Origin of the sequence: Pseudomonas sp. J380 (assembly GCF_009827115.1) — a bacterium.
Taxonomy (GTDB): domain Bacteria; phylum Pseudomonadota; class Gammaproteobacteria; order Pseudomonadales; family Pseudomonadaceae; genus Aquipseudomonas; species Aquipseudomonas paracarnis.
In genome coordinates this window covers 2341099-2361794 of record NZ_CP043060.1, presented here as the reverse complement: position 1 = coordinate 2361794, position 20696 = coordinate 2341099, and the positions used below count along the sequence as shown (strand labels likewise).

20 protein-coding genes and 1 tRNA gene are annotated in these 20696 nt (G+C 48.6%); 12 read left to right on the top strand and 9 right to left on the bottom strand.

Annotated features, from left to right (window positions below):
- Positions 1-122 precede the first annotated feature (122 nt).
- The gene (locus FXO12_RS10610; RefSeq protein ID WP_014717365.1) at positions 123-1559 is read left to right on the top strand and encodes a DegQ family serine endoprotease; all 1437 of its coding nucleotides are present in this window, start codon (positions 123-125) and stop codon (positions 1557-1559) included.
- 68 nt (positions 1560-1627) lie between these two features.
- Here FXO12_RS10610 and FXO12_RS10605 read toward each other — a convergent pair whose 3' ends face one another.
- On the bottom strand, positions 1628-3061 hold the full coding sequence (locus tag FXO12_RS10605) for a M48 family metalloprotease (RefSeq protein ID WP_003189458.1): 1434 nt from the start codon (positions 3059-3061) through the stop codon (positions 1628-1630).
- 95 nt (positions 3062-3156) lie between these two features.
- Between FXO12_RS10605 and FXO12_RS10600 the strand changes: the two genes are divergently transcribed.
- Positions 3157-3396: a sulfurtransferase TusA family protein gene (locus FXO12_RS10600; protein ID WP_054897608.1), complete on the top strand. Its 240-nt coding sequence runs from the start codon at positions 3157-3159 to the stop codon at positions 3394-3396.
- Between the two features lie 19 nt (positions 3397-3415).
- Here FXO12_RS10600 and FXO12_RS10595 read toward each other — a convergent pair whose 3' ends face one another.
- Positions 3416-3889, bottom strand: a complete 474-nt coding sequence (locus FXO12_RS10595) for a peroxiredoxin (protein ID WP_003189461.1) — start codon at positions 3887-3889, stop codon at positions 3416-3418.
- A 14-nt stretch (positions 3890-3903) separates the two neighbouring features.
- A complete protein-coding gene (locus tag FXO12_RS10590) occupies positions 3904-4464 on the bottom strand; it encodes a glycine cleavage system protein R (protein WP_003189463.1) in 561 nt (186 codons plus the stop codon).
- 262 nt (positions 4465-4726) lie between these two features.
- Here FXO12_RS10590 and dapA point away from each other — a divergent pair, with 262 nt between their 5' ends.
- The 9 genes from dapA (at position 4727) to FXO12_RS10545 (ending at position 12633) form a co-directional block, all read left to right on the top strand.
- Positions 4727-5605 (top strand): 4-hydroxy-tetrahydrodipicolinate synthase, encoded by an 879-nt coding sequence (gene dapA / locus FXO12_RS10585; RefSeq protein WP_054897607.1) that lies wholly within the window; start codon positions 4727-4729, stop codon positions 5603-5605.
- Positions 5606-5622: 17 nt separating this feature from the next.
- Entirely contained in the window at positions 5623-6738 is a 1116-nt protein-coding gene (bamC, locus tag FXO12_RS10580; protein ID WP_032892980.1) for an outer membrane protein assembly factor BamC, read from the top strand.
- 4 nt (positions 6739-6742) lie between these two features.
- Positions 6743-7501: an MBL fold metallo-hydrolase gene (locus tag FXO12_RS10575; RefSeq protein WP_054897606.1), complete on the top strand. Its 759-nt coding sequence runs from the start codon at positions 6743-6745 to the stop codon at positions 7499-7501.
- 27 nt (positions 7502-7528) lie between these two features.
- On the top strand, positions 7529-8242 hold the full coding sequence (gene purC, locus FXO12_RS10570; protein WP_027604309.1) for a phosphoribosylaminoimidazolesuccinocarboxamide synthase: 714 nt from the start codon (positions 7529-7531) through the stop codon (positions 8240-8242).
- A gap of 83 nt (positions 8243-8325) precedes the next feature.
- Positions 8326-8415 (top strand) — tRNA-Ser (locus FXO12_RS10565).
- A 920-nt stretch (positions 8416-9335) separates the two neighbouring features.
- Positions 9336-9647: a hypothetical protein gene (locus FXO12_RS10560; protein ID WP_160049674.1), complete on the top strand. Its 312-nt coding sequence runs from the start codon at positions 9336-9338 to the stop codon at positions 9645-9647.
- 57 nt (positions 9648-9704) lie between these two features.
- Positions 9705-10196 (top strand): hypothetical protein, encoded by a 492-nt coding sequence (locus tag FXO12_RS10555; protein ID WP_160049673.1) that lies wholly within the window; start codon positions 9705-9707, stop codon positions 10194-10196.
- Positions 10197-10243: 47 nt separating this feature from the next.
- A complete protein-coding gene (locus FXO12_RS10550) occupies positions 10244-11137 on the top strand; it encodes a hypothetical protein (RefSeq protein WP_160049672.1) in 894 nt (297 codons plus the stop codon).
- A gap of 194 nt (positions 11138-11331) precedes the next feature.
- The gene (locus FXO12_RS10545; protein WP_160049671.1) at positions 11332-12633 is read left to right on the top strand and encodes a colicin-like pore-forming protein; all 1302 of its coding nucleotides are present in this window, start codon (positions 11332-11334) and stop codon (positions 12631-12633) included.
- A 24-nt stretch (positions 12634-12657) separates the two neighbouring features.
- Here the strand turns inward: FXO12_RS10545 and FXO12_RS29395 are convergent, their stop codons facing one another.
- The 4 genes from FXO12_RS29395 to FXO12_RS10525 form a co-directional block, all read right to left on the bottom strand.
- Complete coding sequence (locus FXO12_RS29395; protein ID WP_372241995.1) at positions 12658-12837, bottom strand: hypothetical protein; 180 nt, start codon at positions 12835-12837, stop codon at positions 12658-12660.
- 366 nt (positions 12838-13203) lie between these two features.
- On the bottom strand, positions 13204-13572 hold the full coding sequence (locus FXO12_RS10535; RefSeq protein ID WP_160049669.1) for a hypothetical protein: 369 nt from the start codon (positions 13570-13572) through the stop codon (positions 13204-13206).
- 414 nt (positions 13573-13986) lie between these two features.
- Positions 13987-15885 carry a hypothetical protein gene (locus FXO12_RS10530; RefSeq protein ID WP_160049668.1) on the bottom strand — a complete coding sequence of 633 codons (1899 nt, stop codon included), beginning with the start codon at positions 15883-15885 and terminating at the stop codon, positions 13987-13989.
- A 108-nt stretch (positions 15886-15993) separates the two neighbouring features.
- The gene (locus FXO12_RS10525; protein ID WP_160049667.1) at positions 15994-16257 is read right to left on the bottom strand and encodes a hypothetical protein; all 264 of its coding nucleotides are present in this window, start codon (positions 16255-16257) and stop codon (positions 15994-15996) included.
- 284 nt (positions 16258-16541) lie between these two features.
- On the opposite strand from FXO12_RS10525, the gene FXO12_RS10520 reads away from it, so the two are divergent.
- A complete protein-coding gene (locus FXO12_RS10520; RefSeq protein WP_160049666.1) occupies positions 16542-16940 on the top strand; it encodes a hypothetical protein in 399 nt (132 codons plus the stop codon).
- Here the strand turns inward: FXO12_RS10520 and FXO12_RS10515 are convergent.
- Both FXO12_RS10515 and FXO12_RS10510 read right to left on the bottom strand, forming a co-directional pair.
- Positions 16937-17188: a hypothetical protein gene (locus tag FXO12_RS10515; protein WP_160049665.1), complete on the bottom strand. Its 252-nt coding sequence runs from the start codon at positions 17186-17188 to the stop codon at positions 16937-16939. The two genes, FXO12_RS10520 and FXO12_RS10515, sit on opposite strands and share 4 nt — an antisense overlap.
- A gap of 931 nt (positions 17189-18119) precedes the next feature.
- Entirely contained in the window at positions 18120-20696 is a 2577-nt protein-coding gene (locus FXO12_RS10510) for a hypothetical protein (RefSeq protein WP_256678959.1), read from the bottom strand.

The following is a 20696-nucleotide window of genomic DNA, read 5'->3' as shown; positions in this document are numbered from 1 at the left end:
TTTTTATAGGTCAGGGTTTGATGGCTCTGGCCTTGTTTGTTCGCGGAACAAAAATGCCGCTCGCAGTATCCGGCGTTTATTGAACCCTGTCGCTTAACCCTGCTCGTCGTAACGGGAGCTGTATGTCGATACCACGTTTGAAGTCTTACTTATCCATAGTCGCCACAGTGCTGGTGCTGGGCCAGGCCTTACCTGCGCAAGCGGTCGAGCTGCCTGACTTCACCCAACTGGTGGAGCAGGCCTCGCCTGCCGTGGTGAACATCAGTACCACGCAGAAGCTGCCGGATCGCAAAGTCTCGAACCAGCAGATGCCCGACCTGGAAGGCTTGCCGCCCATGTTGCGCGAGTTCTTCGAACGCGGGATGCCGCAACCTCGCTCTCCTCGGGGCGGCGGTGGCCAGCGCGAAGCCCAGTCCCTGGGCTCCGGCTTCATCATTTCGCCTGACGGCTACATCCTCACCAACAACCACGTGATTGCCGACGCCGACGAGATTCTCGTGCGCCTGGCCGACCGCAGTGAACTCAAGGCCAAGTTGATTGGTACCGATCCACGTTCCGACGTGGCTTTGCTCAAAATCGATGGCAAGGACTTGCCGGTGCTTAAACTGGGCAAGTCCCAAGATCTGAAGGCTGGTCAGTGGGTGGTCGCGATCGGTTCACCGTTCGGCTTTGACCACACCGTTACCCAAGGCATTGTCAGCGCCATCGGTCGCAGCCTGCCAAACGAAAACTACGTGCCGTTCATCCAGACCGACGTGCCGATCAACCCGGGCAACTCCGGTGGTCCGCTGTTCAACCTGGCCGGCGAAGTGGTGGGGATCAACTCGCAGATATACACCCGCTCCGGTGGCTTCATGGGCGTGTCCTTCGCGATCCCGATCGATGTGGCCATGGACGTCTCCAATCAGCTCAAAAGCGGCGGCAAGGTCAGCCGCGGCTGGTTGGGCGTGGTAATCCAGGAAGTGAACAAGGACCTGGCTGAGTCCTTCGGTCTCGACAAGCCGGCCGGTGCCCTGGTTGCGCAGATTCAGGACAATGGCCCTGCGGCCAAGGGCGGCCTGAAAGTCGGTGACGTAATTCTGAGCATGAACGGCCAGCCGATCATCATGTCGGCGGACTTGCCTCACTTGGTCGGCGCGCTCAAGGCCGGCGGCAAAGCCAAGCTGGAAGTGATTCGTGATGGCAAGCGCCAGAACGTCGAACTGACCGTTGGGGCAATTCCGGAAGAAGGCGCGACCCTGGACGCCCTGGGCAACGCCAAGCCAGGCGCCGAGCGCAGCAGTAACCGCCTGGGTATCGCCGTCGTTGAACTGACCGCCGAGCAGAAGAAAACCTTCGACCTGCAAAGCGGTGTCGTGATCAAGGAAGTGCAGGACGGCCCAGCCGCCTTGATCGGCCTGCAACCGGGTGACGTGATCACCCACTTGAACAACCAGGCAATCGATACCACCAAGGAATTCGCCGACATCGCCAAGGCGTTGCCGAAGAATCGCTCGGTATCGATGCGCGTCCTGCGTCAAGGCCGTGCCAGCTTCATCACCTTCAAACTGGCCGAGTAATCCGCTAGACCTATAAAAAAGCCCCGCTGCCGGTTACCGGCAGCGGGGCTTTTTTGTGGGCGGCGGGTTCAGCTCATCATGCCTTTCACCAAGCGCTCCTGTTCGATCAGCTCACGCTGACGGGCGTCGATGCGTGAGGACAACGGGAAGTTATTGCCGGCGCGCCGCTTGGCAAAGTCCAACTGCTGGATGGCTTGCTGGAAATCCCCCACCAATGCGAAATATTCGGCGCGAGCCTGATGCAGGCCAATGATGTTGCCGGACAAGCCGCGAGTCTCGGCGACCTGATACCACACGTCCGGATCGTCCGGTCGCGACTTGAGCAGCCCATCCAGTGCCTTTTCTGCATCGGCGGTACGGTTCTGTTTAAGCAGCAGGTCTACCCGCACCTGGTTCAGCGGATAGTTGCTGGGGTACTGGGTGAGCATGCGGTCGGTACGTTGCTGCGCATCCGGCATGCGGTTGCTGGTGATGTCCAGTTCGATTTGGGCCAGGTTGTAGGTAATGTCGTTGGGCGCCTTGGCCAGCAGCGGCGCCAGGCTTTCCCGCGCTTCCTTGAGTTGAGTACCCTTGATCTGAGCGATGGCCAGGCCATAACGCGCAACGTCATTTTTAGGGTTCTCATCCAGCTGGGCCTGGAAGCGCTTGGCGGCCAGACCTGGTGTGTCTTCGTACTTGAGCTGCACCCGTGCGCGAATCAGTTGATAGCGCAGGCTGTCTTCCTTGCCGCCAGGTTTGGCTTGTTCGGCGCGGTTGCGGGTGTCGGCGATACGCGATTCGGTTACCGGGTGAGTCAGCAGGAACTCCGGTGGCTTGGCGTCGAAGCGGTATTGGCGCATCAGCCGTTCGAACATCGTGGGCATGGAGCGCGGGTCGTAGCCGGCTTTCTCCAGGTTGAGGATGCCGATGCGGTCGGCCTCTTGCTCGTTCTGGCGAGAGAAGCGGCGCTGTTCCTGGATCGCGGCGGCTTGTGAGCCGGCAATCGCGGCGATACCGGCATCGCCGGCACCCGCAGCGGCGGCGATAATGCCGCCAAGCAGGGCGGCCATCATCGGCAGTTGCATGCGTGATTGCGCTTCCACGCCTCGGGCGAAGTGACGCTGGGACAAGTGCGCCAGTTCGTGGGCCAGTACCGACGCGTATTCACCTTCGGTCTGTGCATTGAGAAACAGGCCGCCGTTGACCCCGACGATCCCACCGGGAGCCGCAAAGGCGTTGAGCTGTGGGCTGTTGATCAGGATGAATTCCAGGCGCCGGTCATTGACCTGGCTGGTCTCCACCAGCTTGTACACGCTGGTTTCAACGTAATCCTTGAGTTGCGGATCATTGAGTTGCGAAACCTGGCCGCGCAGGTAGGCCAGCCAGGCGCGGCCCAATTGGTATTCCTGTTGCGGCGAGACTATGGCAGAGCTGGCGTCACCAAGTGACGGCAGGTCGTCAGCAAAGGCCGGGGAGGCCAGCAGGCAGGCCAGCGTCAGCAGGGTAGGGCGCAAAAAAGTCATGCACAAAGCCTTTCGACAAAGAGCTTACTGTAGCCGGACACTGAGCTTGGGACCAGATATTCTAAGCGGCCCGAATGTTTGCCTGGAGTAGCACCATGACCGACGTTGTAGCCTGTGACGCCGAACTCGACGCCAGCGGTCTTAACTGCCCTTTGCCGTTGCTCAAGGCCAAGCTGGAGCTCAATAAAATGGCCAGCGGTGCCGTGCTCAAGGTGACTGCCACCGACGCCGGCTCCCAGCGTGATTTTCGCACCTTTGCCAAGCTGGCCGGCCACACCCTGGAGCATGAAGACGCCGCCGAGGGTGTGTACCGTTATTGGTTGCGCAAGGCCTGACGGCCTTGTCGACGCAGAATCAGGCCTTATTCAGCGCCTGCGCTGCCGCCAACACGGCATCAACATGCCCCGGCACTTTCACTCCGCGCCATTCCTGACGCAGCACGCCTTGGCTGTCGATCAGGAATGTGCTGCGATCCACACCCAGGTATTCCTTGCCATACAGCTTCTTCAACTTGATCACATCAAACAGCTGGCAGACCGCTTCGTCCTTATCGCTGATCAGCTCGAAAGGAAATTCCTGTTTGCCCTTGAAGTTCTCGTGGGACTTCACGCTGTCACGCGACACGCCGAACACTTCGGTATTGGCGGCCTTGAATGCGGCGTACTGGTCACGAAAGCCTTGGCCTTCGGTAGTGCAGCCTGGGGTGCTGTCCTTCGGGTAAAAGTAGATCACCACTTGCTTGCCCTTGAGGGCCGCGAGGCTGAAGGTCTGGCCGCTGGTGGCCTGGGCCTCGAAATCGGCCACGGGTGTGTCGATGGCTACCGGCATAGAGAGGTACTTCCTTACATGGGGTTCTGTGGGCGCCATGGTTCGATCAAGGCGTCGAGGTTCAGGGCATCGGCGAAATCGAGGAACTGGTCGCGCAGCCAACTGATCTGTACGCCGGCCGGCAAGGTCACGGTAAAGGTGGCATTGAGCATGGTGCCGCCGGTTTGTGGCGCCTGGTAGGTGTCACAGGTCAGGTTTTCCAGCTCGACGTTATGGTCGATAAAGAACTGGCACAACTCGTTGACGATGTCCGAACGGTAGGCCGAGCTGACATAGGCCACGTAAGGCAAAGCCTGTGGGCGATTTTCCAGGGCGGCGCTGCGTACCACGTTGACGGTAAAGTCGTGCTTTTTGGCCAGGCCCGGCAGGCCGGTTTCAAGGCGTGCCAAGGCATCCCAGGAGCCAGAAATCTGCAGGACCAGCGCACTGCACTCGCCGTGGCGGGTCAGGCGGGAGGTCACGACGGCGCAGCGGTTCTCATGGCTGGCGCGGCACAGGACGTTGGTCAGCTCCATGGGGTTGGCGCCGAGGGCACTGATAACAAGGAATTGTTCGCGAACTGTGGGGGTGGACATGCAGCCTTCCTAAAGCGATGAGCGGTCGATACCGTGTGGGCTGTATCGATCAAAGGATCAAGGGTAGCGAAAAGCGTCGCCAAGGGCTAGGAGGTGGCGTTTTCATTGCGTGATCAGCCGGCTTCGGGCGGTGCTTTGGCCCGATGATGTCATTGCCCGACGTTTAGTTGCGCCAGAACGCATCCTCACGCGGTACTTCGCTTGTACAAGCATCTTGGCGCCAGTACCATTACGGCTCTCTTTTTCCGGCAGGAGCGGTTGCATGATTGCGGGCAGTATGGTGGCACTGGTCACACCCATGGATGCACAAGGTCGTCTCGACTGGGACAGCCTGGGCAAACTGGTGGACTTCCACCTGCAAGAGGGCACCAACGCCATTGTGGCGGTCGGCACCACAGGTGAATCGGCCACCCTCGATGTGGAAGAGCACATCCAGGTGATCGAGTTCGTGGTCAAGCGCGTTGCGGGCCGCATTGCCGTGATCGCCGGTACGGGCGCCAACTCGACGCGTGAAGCGATCGAGCTGACCAGGAACGCCAAGAAGGCTGGCGCCGACGCTTGCCTGCTGGTAACCCCGTACTACAACAAGCCGACCCAGGAAGGCTTGTACCAGCACTTCAAAGCCATCGCCGAAGCCGTGCAGATCCCGCAGATCCTCTACAACGTACCGGGTCGCACCGCGTGCGACATGAAGGCCGAGACCGTGATCCGCCTGTCCACCGTGCCGAACATCATCGGCATCAAGGAAGCCACTGGCGACCTGCAACGCGCCAAGGACATCCTGGCCGGCGTGAGCAGCGACTTCCTGGTGTATTCCGGTGACGACGCCACCGCTGTCGAGCTGATCCTGCTGGGTGGCAAGGGCAATATCTCCGTGACCGCCAACGTGGCCCCGCGCGCCATGAGCGATATGTGTGCCGCCGCCATCGCGGGCGATGCAGCCACCGCTCGCGCCATCCACGAAAAGCTGATGCCGCTCAACAAGACACTGTTTATCGAATCCAATCCTATTCCCGTGAAGTGGGCGCTGTTTGAGATGGGCCTGATGCCGGACGGTATCCGTCTGCCGCTCACCCCCCTCAGCGAAGCCTGTCACGAACCGCTGCGACAGGCCCTGCGCCAGTCCGGCGTCCTGGTTTAATTGAGGAAGCACTACGCATGAAGCGATTGGCCGGACTTTCCGCACTTGCCTTGATTATCTCCAGCACCAGTGGCTGCGGTTGGGTATGGGGCCCGGAAGGCTACTTCCGTGACCGCGGCAGCGATTACCTGGAAGCGCAAGCAACCAAACCGATGCAACTGCCGCCTGATGTCAATGTCGCCAAGCGCCTTGACCCATTGTTGCCGATTCCACGCAACGTCGCCGACGACACGGTCAAGGGTGAGTACGTAGTGCCACGCCCACAGCCGATTATGGCCGTGGCCGATGCCAGCGACTACAGCCTGCAGAAAAGCGGCGACAACCGCTGGATCGTGGCTCAGCGTCCGCCTGCCGAAGTCTGGCCGGTGGCGGTGCAGTTCTTCCAGGACAACGGTTTCCGCCTCGACCAGCAACGCCCGCAGACCGGTGAGTTCACCACCGCATGGCAGCAAGGTCGCGAGCTGTCCGCCAACATGGCCCAGCGCCTGCTGGCGGGCGGTGTAGCCGCCGACAGCGAAGCCCGTGTGCGTGTGCGCATCGAGCCCGGCGTGCAGCGCAATACCAGCGAAGTCTATGTCGTCAGCGCCGAGCGGCCTGCCGGCAGCACGGCTGACGTCGACTTCACGCCGCGCTCGGTTAACACCGGCGTCGACGCCGCGCTGGTCGACGAGATGCTGGCCAGCATGAGCCGTATCTCCGAGAAGGGCGGTTCCGTTTCCCTGCTCGCCGCCCGTGATTACGACACCCCTAGCCGCGTCAGCCTCACCGAAGACGGCAGTGGCAACGTCGTGCTGAACCTGGGTGAAGACCTCGATCGTGCCTGGGCCAGTGTTGGCCGCGCGTTGGAGCAGGGCCCTTGGCGCGTTGAAGACATCAACCGCAGCCTGGGCCTGTACTACATCAACGTGGCTGAAAAGGCTGAGAAGAAGGACGACGAGCCAGGTTTCTTCGGCAAATTGTTCGGCAGCGCGCCGACCAAGGAAGAGATCGAAACCCGTGCCGAGCGTTATCAGGTTCGTTTGAGCAAGGTGGGCGAAAGCGTGCAAGTCACCGTCGAGAAGAACATCAACACCGTCGCGCCAGCTGAAACAGCGCGCAAAGTGTTGGGCGTGATTCAAGACAACCTGGGCTGATCCGATGCGTTTTGCCGTTCTCGGCAGCGGTAGCCAAGGGAACGGTACGCTGGTCGCCCATGATGACACGTACGTGCTGGTCGATTGTGGTTTCTCCTTGCGGGAAACCGAGCGGCGCCTGTTGCGCCTGGGGGTTCACCCCACGCAACTGAGCGCGATTCTGGTAACCCACGAACATGCCGACCATGTGCATGGCGTGGGTTTGCTGTCTCGGCGCTACAATCTGCCGGTGTACTTGAGTCGCGGCACGTTGCGCGGGATGCGCAAACCCATTGAGCCGGCAGGTTTTCTGGCCGGTGGCGAGCAACTGCAAATCGGTGCCCTGAGCATCAATGTCGTCGCGGTTGCCCACGATGCCCAGGAGCCCACGCAATACGTATTCAGTGACGGCCAGCGGCGTTTCGGCGTGCTGACCGACCTGGGTTCCTATTGCGCCAGGGTGCTGGACGGATACCGGGACCTCGATGCCTTGATGATCGAGTCCAACCACTGCAGGGATCTACTGGCACGCGGTCACTACCCTTACTTTCTCAAGCAACGGGTGGGCGGCGAGCTGGGACATTTGAACAACCACCAGGCCGCATACCTGGTGTATGAGTTGGGCTGGCAAGACCTGCAACACCTGGTCCTGGCTCACCTCAGCAGCAAGAACAACCTGCCGACGCTTGCCCGGCAATGTTTTGTCGACACCCTCGGGTGCGACCCGGACTGGCTGCAACTGGCCGATCAAGATTCAGGGCTCGACTGGCGACACATCGCCTAGCCCACCTTACTCAAAGCGGAGCCCATCATGGAAAAACGTGAAGAACTCTACCGCGGCAAAGCCAAGTCGGTATACAAGACCGACGACGCCAACCGCTTGATCCTGCTGTTTCGCAACGACACCTCGGCGTTCGACGGCAAGCGCATCGAACAGCTGGATCGCAAAGGCATGGTGAACAACAAGTTCAACGCCTTCATCATGCAGAAACTCGAAGCGGCCGGTATCCCGACCCAATTCGACAAACTGCTGGGCGACAACGAGTGCCTGGTCAAGAAGCTCGACATGATCCCGGTGGAATGCGTCGTGCGTAACTACGCCGCCGGCAGCCTGGTCAAGCGTTTGGGCGTGGAAGAGGGCCTCAAGCTCAACCCTTACACCTTCGAACTGTTCCTGAAGGACGACGCCAAGGGCGACCCGTTCATCAACGAATCCCACGTCGTGGCGTTCGGCTGGGGCACCGCTGAGCAACTGGCGCGCATGAAGGAGTTGTCCCTCAAGGTCAACGACGTGCTGAGCAAGCTGTTCGACGACGCCGGCCTGTTGCTGGTGGACTTCAAGCTCGAATTCGGCGTGTTCCACGACGGCTCCATCGTCCTGGGCGACGAGTTCAGCCCGGATGGTTGCCGCCTGTGGGACAAGGACACCAAGAAGAAGATGGACAAAGACCGCTTCCGCCAAGGCCTCGGTGACGTGATCGAAGCCTACGAAGAAGTCGCCAAGCGCCTCGGCGTACCGCTGTAATCGACGCAAGCATCTGATAGCACGGAAAAAAATCGCTTCGGCGCTTTGCATCCATCAATCATGCTGTTATGATGCGCGCCGTTGGAGAGATGCCAGAGTGGCCGAATGGGACGGATTCGAAATCCGTTGTACCTTCACCGGTACCTAGGGTTCGAATCCCTATCTCTCCGCCATTTTATTGACGCTCTTGTAAATCAAGCACTTACGAGAGGTCACATAAAGCGTTTTGTACCAACGCTTTGTACCAAAAAAAATAGCCCTGATCTTCGGATTGGGGCTTTTTTTTGACCAAAATTTGTTCAGTTGCTGTGCCTACGGAGCTGGTAATGCTTTAACCCTCGACTTCCTTTCGTCACCCACGGTTGTTCCGTCCTAGGACACCTGTGCTGGGAAGTTTGTACGGAAAACGAGAGACGGGTAGGTTGGTGGGTCGTAAGCGTCTCAAAACGCTTCACAGCCCTTCTCATGGGAAAATAATCTGATCGTGTTGAGCTGAACGAGATTCAGCCCAATGGACCAATCAGCAAGGCCAAATAATCCACCATCAGAAATGCAGGAATAGCTTTAATTATAAAAGTATCTTGGCGGGTAGCTGAACGACAAACGCATGATCCAAAGTTTTGGGCTTGCAGTGCTGAACAATTTCGCGCAGCGAGTGCCCGGACGGTAAACAAAAGAATGAGCTTCAAGGATCAACCAAAGACATTGCACTGTCTAATACATTTTAATGGTTAACACATGATCCAATACCCAGTTATCGATAGCTGGTTTGCTGACGCCTTTAGGTTTTTAAAGAGATCTAAAATTATACGCGCGCGCTATAGGTTTTTAGTCCTTGATTTCCGTGGCCTGTAGAGACTTTACAGTACAAAAAATTGTACTGTAAAGGTATTTTAGAGTACAAAAAACTGTACTCTAAAGCGGTGTTTTGCAACATATTTGTGGAATTTCTCTTTTTGCAGTACAAAAAATTGTACTCCAAAGTTTGCTTTATTTTCTCATACTAAAATATTTTTCAACAAATTTGTGCTTAAACCACAATTTTGTGTTTTTCAAATGCTATCGTATTAAAACAAACTAAATAATAATCAACATGAAAATTGAGAATAGAAGATATATAAAACTGCCTACTTCTGACAACGCCTTGGAAGCTCTTTGTAAAGTGGCTTTGACAAAACACTCCGCGCATACGCTATTGATAAAACTCTGCACTGCTGCTGATAAAACAGAAACTGGCTTGCATGTCGTTTATACGGACAAAGCAGAGATTATGAAGTGGATGGATTGCACAAGCGAAAATGTACGCAGATGCATGAACGTTTTAATTGAGCAGAAATTAATTGCTGTTGAGCATGATAAAGCCCATGGAATGATGTGGATTGAAGTTAAGTTCCTTAACCTTTAATTGATAGAAAAATAAAAAGACTGCGGCAAACAGTCTAATTAATGAGTTGAGGTTGAGATGAAGAACCCTTTTAATAGTATAACATTTAATAAATTAGAAAAGAATTTTTACGCGCAGATTCTTACGAGCGCAATGCCTTATTATATTGCGGTGGTTGGTTTTGATAAAGTGGCTGGGCAAATCCTGATGGATGCAGTCGAAAATATGGATAGATTTAATGAATGCAAAGTTAACCTTCATGATCTTGATAAGTACTTGGACGTTTCTGAAAATACTCGTAAGAAATCCCTAAATGTTTTGAGGTATATGAATTTCATTGAAACTAAAAATAGTAATAGGACTGGTGGTGAAACGACTTTTAAGGTGAATGTCCAGTTTGCTTGCAAAGGTAGTATTGAAGAGAAAATGAAGATGCCTAGCGCATTGAACAAATCGTTTAGATCTGCTGCTTTGGTAAATGGGCAGATTTGTAAAGATAAATTCAAGAAATATAAGCAATTTAATAATGATATGAAGCAAGAAGGTGTTGATGGGCTCATCCCATTCTAATTGGCAATAATATTCCGCAAGGAGAAATAACAAAAAACGAGAACAACATGACAAAAACAAAAATAGCTAGAATCGACCATTTTAAAAATCAGTTAGCATCATTTGAAGCTGACAAATTCCAAGTCATATTCAACCCCGCTACAGAAACCTTGATTGCCAAAGAGAAGGCGGCTTTCTGCTTGAAAGCATTCAATGCGCAGGGGGTGAAGGATCAGTTCTTCACTGCTGATGACCTGCTGACCGACAAGCTTTTCAAGCTGATGAGCGCAAAAAACATAGAAGGGTATGACGTAACGATTGTCCCGAAGTCTAAGACCTACCACTACCTCACTATCAGCTCTGTCACGTCTTTGAAGCTCAAAGACCTGGCTAGCCTTGGCTTTGCCCCCACTATGGTAACAACCATCAAGGGAAGCCTTCACAGCAAGCTTTACGACCTGGCGTGTAGGATTGATAAGGATAAAGCAGATGACCAGTACGCATACAACGCACAGATGTTCGTGTGGGCTCTTAACAAGAGTGTCAGCACGCTGCGCGTACCTCGTCCAAAGAGCCTTGAAGCACCTATTCACGCTGCTGGATTCAAGCACCACGGCACAGGGTCATTCGTGACCTGCAATCGCTCTCTAAAGCGTTCCTGCACTGAATGTGTGGCTCAGATACAGAAGGTAAGGGGAATGAAGCTCACAGCGCCTGCTGTTGGAACTGGTAATCCTGATGACACCGCTTTCTACCTAAATGCGTTACGTGAAACGCTGGTGTACAAATCAAGGCTTCTTGGTGACGCTGTGGTTGACGATGTGATCGATAGGAAGGTCGCTAGGCAAGCATTTGCAGAGCATTACAGCGGTGATGACGTGTTGGCCTTCCTGATGAGCCAGGGACACGTCAAAGCAAGGGAAAATGCATTTGAGCATGCCGTGAAGATCATAACCTTTTGATTTTAAAAGGTAACACAACAAGAAAAATGCATTAATGCATATGTCGGGTTGCGCAAATAGCTGGGTTTATGTACAGTTGTTTTGCCTGGCGTCTAGGATCGTATGTAGACAAAACAGGACACAGTCTGCTTTTGGACTGCTGAAATTTAAGATTTGAGCATTTCTCATTTATGCCAAGTCACATGGAGATTCATATGTCTACAAATGGAATTGAGCTACCCCCTATCATCATCACACCCGATCCCCTTCCGCCTCCTCCTCCTCCTCTACCACCTGTACCAGTAGTTGTACCGGGTGTACCTGGTGCCCAGCCTCCGCATTCAGTAGACGTGCCTGTTGGTACTGACATTGAAACACTTCTGAGCCTTCCAGGAATCCGTTCCTCTTCGGGTTATGTTTTGCCTATTGCGGGTAAAGCGGCTCGATCCCAAGCGGATGCGGAAGCGTCGTACAACGCAAATGTGCCTAATATTCCAACCCAAACTGAAAGCGAAGTAATCGCTGCGCTTGGTGATGTCAGCCTTCTCACGGAATTAGAAAAAGCACAAAGAGAGAAAGCGGTAGTAGAAGGGCTGGTTGCCCAAACACAAGAGCTACTTATTAATAGTAATGCTGTCGCAAACTCTTATTTTGGGAGAGATCCTCTTGCGGTTGATTTGAAAAAGAATGCCGCAATTCTCGCAACAGATATTGTTAACGGAAAGCGTCCAGGCACTCCGATTGAAATCTATCGTGCGTTCTCTGCTTCAATTTCAGCGGTTTATACAAGTAAAATTTTGTCTGAAAAAATCCGGATCCTCACTGAAAAGTCTAACGCTTTGACCCTTGCTGTTGCAGCAGCACAAGCTGCAGAGGATGAACGTATTGCGGCTGAAGCCGCAGCAAAAAAAGCTGCAGAGGAAGCTGAAGCAAAACGTATTGCCGAAGAACAAGCAAAGGCAGAAGAGGAAATTAAGGGGGCTATTAAATTCACTGCTGATTTCTACAAAGAAATCGGTGAAAAATATAGTGCTCAGATGTCGGCATTAGCCACAGATTTGGCTGAAACTGCAAAGGGTAAAACGCTTCGCAGTGCTGAAGAGGCTTTGAAGGCTTTTGATCAATACAAGGATCATCTGGATAAGAAATTCAGTGCTGCAGATCGTGCAGCAATCGTGAACGCTCTGGATTCGCTTGATCGAGCTGAGTTGGCAAAAAACCTCAACCTCTTCGCAAAAGGGTTTGGGTATACAGGCAAAGCTTTGGATGCGTATGACTTGGTTGAAGAGGTGAAGAAAAGCTACGCATCGGGTGACTGGAACAATACCGTGCTGAAAGTGGAAACTCTTTTTGCTGGCAATGCAGCTACAGGTCTAATTGCTTTTGCTTTCGGAGTTACCGTATCCACACCAGTTGGTATCGTAGCTTTTGCGCTTATTATGGCACTTGTCAGTGCTTATATTGATGACGCGCATGTGAAGCAATTCAACGACGCACTTGATGCAATTCTGCCTTAAATGAGAAGGGGGAAAGTGGCCTTTTTAGGCCACTTTTTTTAATGCCATATAAATTAAATACATACAAAAAATTGGGACTGCTAGGATCGTGCAGGCTACATAAAAGATAGCATACAGACCATTTTTTCCTGGTGACTCAGTAAATAAGCCTGTAGTCCAGAATTCTCGCGTAGTGAAGCGAAGAGCCGTTTTTTCTATTATCATCCGCGAAAAGGGGAATAAAAAAGCACTGCATACACCCAGCGTTAGAAAAATTGGGTTTGTCCTTTCTACGAATGCCTCCCCTCCAAACCAATCGGTAAAGAATAAAATGAAAATGCCTGCCGAAATTATAAAGTTCTGAAAGTAGTATTTTAGAGACAAAGTATGCTCGCGTTTAAAGTCAATTTAATTTAATGGCTGCCATGCACGTTTCTACAATAGCAAATTCTTCAACTGGCAATGGGCCATTATCAGGGCGCGATTTCAATCCCTACGCAGGCGATTTGGATTCCAAAAGCCGGCTTGAAAAATTTTTTTGATAAAGAAATAACTCTTTTTGGCGTTATCATTAATTCAGCGATTACAAAATCATTTGTTTTTTGAAGCCTCGTACTCATCATGAATCCTTTTTACTTCAAGGCTGTTGAGGTGTTCTTGTTTTCTTAAGTCTTCATGAAGTTTATTCAAGAGTTCTCTGTCTTCTATTTGGTTCGCAGCGTGTGTTTTATGTTCGGATTTTTTCTTTGCAAGAAATAACTTGTCTTTTTTAGCATTGGTCTTTCTGAAACTCTCCGAGATTTTTGATATTACTCTTGGGTCTTTTAAATTTGAACCCGATTTTGCGAGTCTTCTTATAACCTTATTTTCATGTTTGCGGGTGTTTTTAAATAATGTGTATAGCTTTAAAGAATATATGGTGAAGCAGGCAATAGTGTAAATAACCCTTACGAAACTCAAAAGAAACACATTATGAAGAATGAATAAATATGTGGAGTCCTTATTAGGTGATAACAATTCTTCTTTGATGAACGAGAGTATAAGAGCTGCTAAGAATATGTTAATGCAAAGGTTAAGTATCATGTATAGAGGGTTGGTGTCAGCTCTTAAATTTAATCTTTTTATGGTTTGGACTAATGTTGTTCTCATTTTTAGTAAAGGTTTGTTTGTTAATCGAATTATACCATTTTGGTTTTGCAAATTAGCCCGTAAGCAATGAAAATTGCAGAGTTCCTATTTAGGATGGTTGTCGATTGATTTGAGAGCTTTCAAAGGTTGGGATGTGCCTGTGTGGTGGGTAAGGTTAGGACGGCTTCATGGCGGTGATTTCAAGGTACAAAAAAAGCCCCGTAGGGCTTCTGTTGGTGGCTTATATTAATCAAAGACCTTTACTGTGAAGCTGAAATGTTCAGGTGTTGATTTGGCGAGAGAAACGTATTTGACAGTGACTGTGCCATTGTTAACGCTTGTGCCAGAAAGCGATAGTCTTTCTAATCGAATTCTAGATTGTGTTAAGCCAGCTTGATTAATGTATTTATCCAATGTCACTGGCACTGACGATATTTTTACGTTAGCTAATTGACCTAATTTTGTTTTAAATTTTTTTACAAGATTAGTTATTTTGTTTTTATCGAAAGCCCCGGCGCTTAAATTGTCTGCATTGATATTCATCACATAGGCTTTGCCTTCAAGCTTTGATGTGTCTATTTTGTTGAGTTGGTCGATTATCAAATCGCTTTTTGAAATAGAGGTTGTAGTGAAACTCAAGTTTGAAAGAACTGAATCTTGCAAATGTTCAGTGCTAGGAGCGTTTATTTCATCGCTGACCGAAACAGCAGTGCAGGTATTTGAATCAAGAATTGGCGTGGTTCCATATGGATAAACAGTACCAGTGGAGCTTTCAGCTTTTACTAAATACTTTGTGATTTTACCTATAAATCCGGCTGGGCATTCTTCTTCAATGATTTCTTTCGTAGTCGTTGTGATTTCTTTTATGCACGATGTTGTGTCTTCGCTTTTCGTTTGGAACGTTGTGTTTGTCGCTCCGCTTATAGGGTCAAAGATTGTGATGTTGTCTCCAGTCTTGGTAACGTTTCCTGTGTACGTTCCTGCTTGTGTTCCATAATACGAATCACAGCTTACGGTTTCGCTACCGGGTTTTACTTCAACAGTGACGGGGCGTGACGCTTTGCAGCTATTTTCAGTTTCAACAATGTATGAAGAATCGTTTTGTGACCAAGAGATGTATTGTTTTAATTTTAAGTGCGTTTCTCTTATGATTTTTCCTGATTGGCCTGTTGGGCATGAAACCTCATTTGTGCTTGTTACTGTGTCTTTCATGTAGTAGCAGGCATTAGAAATAAGCACAGTTAATTTCCAATCGCTGGCAATTCCTGATGGTGTCACCGTCCTTGAATAAAGTCCGTTCGTTGTTCCCAAAGGGTAAGCCGGATTCACAACTGCACAATTTTCTTGAACAAGCTGTTTGCTTTCAGTTTTTGAACAAGTGTCTTGGGTTATTACATACCCTGAATCGTTTTTTTTGCTGCCTGTTGTCCAAAGGTCGTATGTTCTTGATTCTACCTTTTTCCCCGCGTATCCCGTAGGGCATACAAGATTATTAGTTTCAGTTACGGGTTTGAAACAATTATTTGAATTAGGGTAAAATTGGTTTAAAGCCCATTCGCTCGGCACACCGTCTTTTATAGTTCTAGTCCACGTTCCATAAATTGCGCCAAGTGGATAATCTGGATTTTTAGTCGCACAAACAGGGTTATCAAAAACCTTTGTTTCTCTTAATTGACAAGTGCTAGTAACCATCACGTTAAAACCTGTTTTGAAGTTGCTATTTACTCTATCAGGACTCCATAACGTATATGCACGACGCTTATTTATTGAACCGGTTTCTAATGGGTTTTCGCATTTTTGAGAAATTACTTCTGATACAACTTGAGATATTTTGGCTTCTTCAATTCCTGTGTTTGTCGAATCATAGCATTTTGACAAAATCTCAAATCCGTCTCCGTAGGATTCACTGCCCTTAACAAAAACCCCATTTCCTTTATTTACATAGTTTTTACTACCATCTTTATTCATAAAAAAGACTCTTCTCATACTGATTTGTTGCCCCGACTTACACCCCCCGCCTGTTGACCATTCTTCTGCGCCTAGCGATTCTTCGTATGTTTGTTCAGCAGGCCATGTAATTGCTGATGCTGTGTTTGCTATCAACAAAACAGAAAGTGTTGATATGGCTATTAGTGATTTTTGCATGATTTAAAGGTTTGTTTATTAGCTTAATTATACCATTTTGCCGTTTGCATACTTTTCCTTTGGGCAAAATTAAAGCCTCTGATGAGGCACTAATTGATAAGTGGTTAATCATGAAGCGTCTATATGGGCGTCGTAATCGTTTGTGTCTTCATAATCTTCAATAGGAATTCCTTTGAAGTCTGTGCTTAAAAAAGAACGTGACTGTGCATCAATATCAACGAAACCCACTGAGTCAACAATTTGTCTCGTGGCCTCAATCAGGTTTTGTTCATCTATATTCTGTTTTCCTGATTTGTTATGAGTTGAGTCATTCGCATGGGATAAACTCGAAAGCAACGCTAAAGCTACAAAGGTAAATAATCTGATTTTCATTTTAGTAAAGGTTTGTTGTTATTAGATAATAGCATTTACAAAACTAAAATCTAATTTTTTGAAAAAAAAATCTTCGTTAAGGCTTCGTTTTAGGTTTTAAATGGTAAACTATAAAAGCAAGCAGCATGTTGTTCTTCTTGTAGTAAAGTCCGCTGCTTGTAGTTAGGTTTGTTTTTAGAGAAGCCCGCAATCTTGCGGGCTTTTCGCTTTCTGTGATTACTAAGTGGCTTTGCTGCGAGATCTGGAGTTAGGATCAGATCGACTTCCTCCAGGGCTGCACTGACATGTCTCGACCGATCCGCAACAGGTACAACCCTAGGGAGCGCATTCAGCTAGATTTTGACGTTGCTGCGTGTGTCCTGACCCTGAATCAGCACCTACAAGCTTTCCGTGAGTTCTCGGTCTCTGATGACCGCGAAACCTTTCTACGGACATTAGGAGAGGCTGCAAGGAATGCTATGCACGTACACCAGATCATCGCCTGCTGGTTTGGGCTTTATGGCTTGGGTGAGGATGGGGAATGGCAGGAGTACTGCAGGGCGTTTATGGAGAAATTTGTAGACGTTGATAAGGGCTTTGCAGAAGTAGCTCTAGCTGATGCCGTCAGCTATTCACAGAGCCTTTTGGAATCACTCAATGCTGCTCGTAGTCAGCTTGCCGGTGGAGCAGAGAAGGGTCATTAGGCTTCAACCAGTTCTAGGATTTCACTACCGCTATCAATGATGAGCCTTCGACCTTCAAGGTGGCCTATGGGCTCTCCGTAATGGAACAGAACGTTATCAATAAGGATTCCGGCCTCTGCATGCTGGTTCTGCGCAGTGAGGCTAGAATCGAACCTATAGAGCTTTCCGTCCACCATGGCCCCAACGTCTTGGCCATTGTGCAGCACAATGCACGGAATTTGAGGGTTGTAGCTGAATTCCTTGTCCATCTGGTCAACTCCCTGAACCTACTGTATGGATGAGTATACGCTGCGGTGTGGTGCCCTGGAGTTGGACATATTCTATCGGCGTAATAGAGGCTTCGGATTCTGTTCGGAATGGCCTAGGAACGTTCTAGGGAAGGTTGAGTACCTGGTAGAGCATCCGCTGGCGCGAGAAGCACCTTGTTTGGCTTATATGATTGGATAAGTAGATTCTCGTTGAATGGTTCGGCGGTACAAAGCATAAGGCTTTTTGGGTTTATTCACGGGCTTTTCAGTGTGATGGTAGTCAATGGCAAATGGGTTGAGCTTTAGTGCTTGCCATTTGCCGCAGGCATTGAGCTTTATTTAATCCTACCTGCAAATTTATTGAATAGACCTTTCATTCCTGACGTGGTGAAGCGGCTAGCTACGATTCGTTTATAGTGATTGTACCGATTGACTTGTTTGTAATAGATGAGTTCTCTGATTAGCCACGCTACTTTTGAAATCTTCTGTGCGAACAATCCGATTGTCCATAAGCAAATCGAACAGATTATTACTAAATGGAACGGGAACATGTCGGAGATAGGTGTGCTGCGAACAGAAAAATATGCATACCAAACATAGATGTTTACTGAAATGAACGTGATAACCAACAAAGTTGGCAGAATCATCCAATACCTAAAAAGGCTGTGATCTGCTTGCATTAGCCTTCGTATTGGAAAGAAAGTCGCTAATAATCCATATGGGAAAAATAGCGCTGTCAATTTAGCTATTTTGTAGAGGTTGTCTACTTCACAATATTGGCTCATTGCATAATCGAATTGTTGCTGAATAGCGCTTTTCTCTTCATCTGAATACTGAGATTCATTTTTTGATAATTTGATTGACATTATAGTGTTAGGTTGTTTTCCTAATTATAGCATCTGCACAATCTCAAGTTGGCCATAAGGCCAACTTATATATTGTTTTTTCCGAATTTGCTTGAAGAGAATTCTATTCCTTGGGCGTGTTCAGGGAGATTTCTTTCTGTTGAATACAGAATCACTCCAATGAATTCTTTGATTTGGGTGGATCTGCGAATTATGTGAATGCATAACATCAAGACAATACAAAGGTAGATACTGATTCCCATCAAGGTTGAATAAATGTCACCAATTCCGGTGATTCTGTATCCGATATTTAAACTGCCGGTTATCTTTTCTATGTCGATAACCTTATAGATAAATAGCGCTTTTATGTACCATAAGGAGTGGTACAGCATCATGGCATAACAGGTTATTGAGAGAAAAAGTAAAACCAATTCTTGAATGAATTTAAACATATCCGTATGCTTATCAACTGTTGTTCCATTGATGTTTTGAAGAATTGTAGTCGGGGCGGTGACAGAAAAACCTATCATGGATTTTATAGATGTATATATTACGCTCAAACCACTCAGAACAATTGCAAGAGGAATTGCCCAAATCAAAGCGTTTCCACCCAAAATCAGGGAGTTAGCAAAAGTGTCCAGGAAGGCAGCCATTTGCGGAACCTTGACAATTATAGCTAGCGCTATGAGAGCTTCAGGGCCAACGCTTAATCCTACGGGGTTGTAGATCTCATTGAAGCCTGTTGTGGCTGTTATGCCTGTTGCAAGGATTGCAATCTTACCTGTGAATGATCCAAAGAAGCTTGATGCAAGGTCGATTATGTTTTTGCTAGCGTTTAATCCTGCTGACTCTTTAGTTCTGCTAAACGTGTTCTTTCTGATCGCATCATTTACTCTGAGTTCTGCCTTGATGATCATACCTACTGCAAGAAGGTTTTGCCCAAAGCCTTCAATTTCTAAAAACACAGAACCACATTCTCTGCCACTTGGCGACGTTGAGCTAGAGTACTGCAAGCAGTCAACAACTCTATCTATACTTAAAGGACCGTCATTTCCGATTGTAATGGATTTCAAAAATGCTGTGTCCCAATCCTTTGCAACTGGTGATAACTGGCTTGCATCAAGACTATTGTTTATGAAGTACTGTAAATTAATATTCGACTGAATCCTTTCGTATTCAACTGTAAAGGCTTCTTTGTCCTTAATTTCAGATGTAAGTATGCTTGAGGATTGATACATGTCTAATTTTAACGTTGAAGCTAATTGCTCACCTGGTCCAGAGAATAGGGTGTTTTTGAAATCGGTATTCAATATCTTTGCCAAAAAAGTAACCATGTTGGGATTGGTCATGTATCTGTTTTTGAAATAAAGGTTGTAAAAATTCAGTGAGTCAGCACAGTTCTTTGGGCTTGAATCATTTGCACAAGCCCTTTCTGCACAAGCTCTCAACGTTGATTCAAGAGTCGAATTGCTAGTAAAGGTGGTTGAGTTGGCATCACGATCTAAATTGGTTTCTGACCCGGCGCTGTGGTCAACAGTTGAGCAAACTCTTACCATTCGGTCTTTGGGCATCAACGCTTCTGTGTATCCTGGAACCCTGTTGAGGTCATCAATCACGCGCCCGTGCATGCATTTTGCGGCATCGTAGGCGTAGTCTTTGATGCTATTAGGGCTCATACCGCTAAGATTGAAATTCTCTTCGTCACTGCAAACGAGCTGACCTTGTGTGTATGTGTCAGGTACTCCCAATCTAGGTTTACCTGCCTTGATTACGTTCTCAGCAATTCCTTGTGCCTTCTGAATATATTCTTTCTCAATGATTTGTTTCATTGTCTCAATCGAATTATCCACATAGCTGGGTAAGCCATAACGTTTTGCAATGCTTTCAGTATTCATGTCGATAGTGAAGCTGACATCAAGTATGCAGCTCCCCACTTGGTGAAAGGCTGAGAATTCACCTGTAGACTCGTTAAAGTTGAAGAAGATTTTTTGTTTTTTTGAGGCTTCTTGCTCTGACATACTCGACGTACACAATTGAAAGCTAATCGCGTTGTACTCGTTAGCTGGTCCACCTGAATTCACAGCGGGGATAAAGCGCTTTGGGTATTCAATTTTGGTTTGTTGAGCATCGTTGAATAAATAATATTCCGCTATGGAGTGAGCTTTGTAAAACGTCCCTATCGCTAACTTTGTAAATATGTTGTATCTAATCCCCTGTTCATTCACGAAAACGGGAAAAGCAAAAGCATAAAATAGTAAGGTGATTAATGTGGCCGTTAATGCAGAGTTTTTCTCGTTCATTTTTTGAGAGGCTGCGGCAAATACTTTAATATAAAACCACCTGCTAAGAATTAAAAACGCAAGAGTGGTAATCACTGTGAGCATTTTCCAGATAGACTGATTTACTATCTTGGATACGCCGCTATTAAACTTGTTGTTCTTTCCTATGCAGTTATATTTGCCAGTCTCTGTCCCTTGAGCAATGCTCTGTGTCATTTCACAGCCATACAATGAGTCTAATACTGGCTCTGTGAATCCAGACCTTCTTTCTTCATCTGTTTGAGATTGTATATATGCAGTTGCTTTAGAACCAATAGACTCTGCATTAGCAAATTGTGGGAATAGGGTTAATAGAAGCAGAAATGCATAAGTTGAGAATTTCAT